This is a genomic window from Streptomyces sp. SID13726 (assembly GCF_010548375.1).
Taxonomy (GTDB): domain Bacteria; phylum Actinomycetota; class Actinomycetes; order Streptomycetales; family Streptomycetaceae; genus Streptomyces.
The window spans coordinates 1-388 of the sequence record NZ_JAAGLY010000836.1; the positions used below are offsets into that span (position 1 = coordinate 1).

The 388-nt window shown below is 70.9% G+C and carries 1 pseudogene; it reads right to left on the reverse strand.

Features of this window, described 5'->3' with window-relative positions:
* Positions 1-93: 93 nt before the first annotated feature.
* A pseudogene (locus G3I78_RS50575) lies at positions 94-388 on the reverse strand (adenylosuccinate lyase); the annotation flags it as partial.

The window sequence follows — 388 nt, forward strand, 5'->3', positions numbered from 1 at the left end:
TCGACGTCCTCGACGGGACGGTGCTCGCCGAGGGTGGACGCGCGGTACAGGGCGGTGACTTCGGCGACGTCGAGGCTGGCACCGACGACGGGCTCACACTTCCACATGCTGCTGCAGCTCCTTGCTCAGTTCGTCCAGTCGGGATTTGAGGTGCTCGCGGTTTCCGAGGAAGCGCCGCGGGTCCATGTGATCGGCGGTGACGTCCACACCGCGGGAGGCGAGGCCGTCGGCCAGTCCGGTGCCGCGCTCCCAGGCCTCGGTGGCGGCGGCCTGGACCAGCCGGTAGGCCTCCTCGCGGTCCCGGCCTCCGTCGACGAGGTCCAGGAACACCTCCGAGCTGTACACGAGGCCCCGGGTGGCGTCGATGTTGCGCGCCATGCGCTCGGGG